General features: G+C 45.3%; 1 protein-coding gene. It reads right to left on the minus strand.

Translation table 11 applies throughout. The features are described 5' to 3' along the window. Positions 1 to 3097: non-ribosomal peptide synthetase (locus A4R26_RS07450; RefSeq protein WP_133054583.1), on the minus strand; the 3097-nt coding region annotated here is incomplete at both ends.

Genomic DNA, 3097 nt, shown 5'->3' on the forward strand with positions numbered 1-3097 from the left:
TACGCTGGTATGAGCGAACAGCTCTTTTAAAGTCAGCTTTACGGCCAACTCCTTTTGATACTCATTGCTTAGGCGAACTACTTTCAAGCTGTGGCCGCCAAGAGCAAAAAAGTCATCGTTCACTCCAATGTTTTCTCTTTGCAGAACTTCTTCCCAGATCTTTACCAGTTTCTCTTCTATCTCATTTCCCGGGGCTACATATTCTACCCCACTGGATAATCCCAAACCTTCAGGATCAGGTAAAGACTTCTTGTCTATTTTACCGTTGGATGTTAATGGCAGTTCTTCCAGTTGTACAAAATAGGCAGGTAACATGTACTCTGGTAAGCTCGCTTTTAAATAAGCCCTTAAATCATTTGTGTTTTGCTCAACATCGGAAGTGATATAGGCCACCAGCTCTTTTTCTCCGGACCCGTTCTGTTTGGTTATAATTACAGCCTGGTCTATCTCTCCATGATTTACCAAGGCATGCTCTATTTCTCCAAGCTCTATGCGATGCCCCCTGATCTTTACCTGTTCATCTTTTCTTCCTATAAACTCGATGTTGCCATCCGGTAGCCAGCGCCCTAAGTCCCCGCTGCGGTAGAGACGTTCTCCTTCCTCAAACGGATGGGCGATAAACTTCTCTGCTGTCAATGCCGGTTGGTTGAGGTATCCCTGCGCCAGGCCGGCTCCCCCGATGCAGATCTCTCCGGCCACCCCAACAGTTACTAATTGCTGCGCACTGTCTAAAATAAAAATTGTTAAGGTTGGAATAGCTTTACCGATTATACTGCTGCTGTTATCCAGGTGTTCAAAGCCAATCTCCTGGTAGGTGACATGGACAGTCGTCTCGGTGATACCGTACATATTCACCAGCCGACAGGATGGGAACTGTTCTTTCCACGGTTTGATTTTGGCTGGATTCAGGGCTTCTCCTCCAAAAATGACATAGCGTAAGCATAGTTGCATGACTTTACCTGCCACACATCCCTGCAGAACATAAAATGCCGAAGGCGTCTGGTTGAGCACCGTGACTTGCTGCTCAACCAATAAATCCCTAAAAGCGTTGACATCCCGGGTAATCCATTTAGGCACTATCACAAGCCGCCCGCCATAAAAGAGCGCTCCATACATCTCCCAAACAGAAAAGTCGAAGCTGAAAGAATGAAACAACGTCCAGGTATCCTTTTCATTAAAATCAAACAGGGGAGCATCGTTAAAGAACAGACGCACCACATTACTATGCTGGATCAACACCCCCTTGGGCATGCCTGTTGAACCCGAGGTGTAAATAACATATGCCAGATTGGTAGGGCAAAGCGTTGTAGTAAGAGGCGTGGAGGGTTGTTTACTGATCACGGCCCAATCCCTGTCGACAACTACCATCAGGCCGGTATAATCTCGCGGTAAGGCAGGTTCGCTCTCACTGGTGGCCACCACCAGTTGAGCAGCAGTGTCTGCAAGCACATAACTGATGCGGTCCCGGGGATAAGCCGGATCAATGGGAACATAGGCACCGCCTGCCTTCAGAATGCCTAAAATGCCTATCAGCATCTCCAATCCGCGCTCCATACAGATGGGCACCAGTGTCTCTTCCCTTATCCCCTGTTCTCTCAGATAATGAGCGAACTGATTGGATCTCTCATTAAGTTCCTGATAGGTCAACTCTTTTTCACCAAAAACTACGGCTATATTATCTGGTGTCTTTGCAGCCTGCTCTTCAAACAAGTCTACGATCGATTTATCCTTCGGATAAGCTACTACTGTATCATTAAAAGTGACCAGCAGTGTATGTTTCTCTTCTTCAGTTAAATAATCAAATGTTTGTAAAGACTGATCAGAGTTATGTGCAAAATCACTGATTAACTTATCAAAATGCCTGATTAAATTCTTCAATGACAACTGATCATAGCTATTGAGGTTATATTTAATAATTATACCTAATGAAACAGCTGATGGGATAACTATCACATTAAAATCATAGTTGGTTCGTTCAAACACTTCCCTTGACTCTATAGCCAGTCCTTCTTCACCTTTGCTATTTAATGCCCCTTCATTCTCCAGTTCTTTTACAGCATAGTTCTCAAAGATCATAATATGAGTCATCAGCGCCATGCCCAGCTCACTCTGAGACTGAACCTCTGACAGATTCATATAATGATGCGATGTACTCTCTATCGATTGCTTTTGCAGTGATTTTAATAGCTCAACAGGGGTATCATCCTGATCATACTTTACTCTTACCGGAATAGTATTGATAAACAACCCGACCATGTCTTCAACTCCAGGCAAGTCCGCCGGACGGCCTGACACCACTTCGCCAAACACCACGTCATTGGTGTTGTTATATCGTGACAATAAGTATCCCCATACCCCTTGTACAAACGTATTGTGGGTAATGCCTAACTCGCTGCAAAGGGCATCTACTTTCTTAAACAGATCGCCACCTATTTGCAAGTGTTCACGGGATTCAACATAGCTGCTGTCTGCTCCTCCTGCTGCCTTGAAGGGTATCTCTGCCAGCGTTGAGTAACCTTCAAGGTAATCTTTCCAGTAACTAAGTGAATGCTCCCTGTCTATGGTTCTTAACCAATTGATATAATTGGAATATGGCGTTACTGGCGGCAGGTCTGCTGTACTGCCTTTCATTGCTGCACTCAACAGCTCATTAAAGTCATTGATGAGCACACTCCCGCACCAGCCATCCATCAGAATATGATGATGACTCCAGATAAACTCATACTCCCCCGCCGATAAATCAATAACATGCAGGCGCACCTGAGAACCCCTGCTCAAGTCAAAGCCTCTTTCCCTGTCTTGCTGCCTGATCAGCTCTACCTTTTCCTCCCGGCCTGCCCCACTATCGAGCTTCTCATAGGTAAAGTTACCGGGCACTTCTTTCCTTACGATCTGTAAGGATCTACCTGCGTATTCAGTACTGAAACTAGTGCGCAGCACAGCATGTCTGGCTGTTAACCGGTCATATGCTCCCTTTAACTTTTCTACGTTTAATACGTTGGCCCGCACCCTGTAAGAGATCTGCTCAAAATAAAGAGAGTTGGAGGTTTCAGCTAACCAGTGATAATATATTCCCTCCTGAAGAGGAGATAGCTCA

The sequence above is a fragment of the Niastella populi genome (assembly GCF_002078015.1).
Lineage (GTDB): Bacteria > Bacteroidota > Bacteroidia > Chitinophagales > Chitinophagaceae > Niastella > Niastella populi.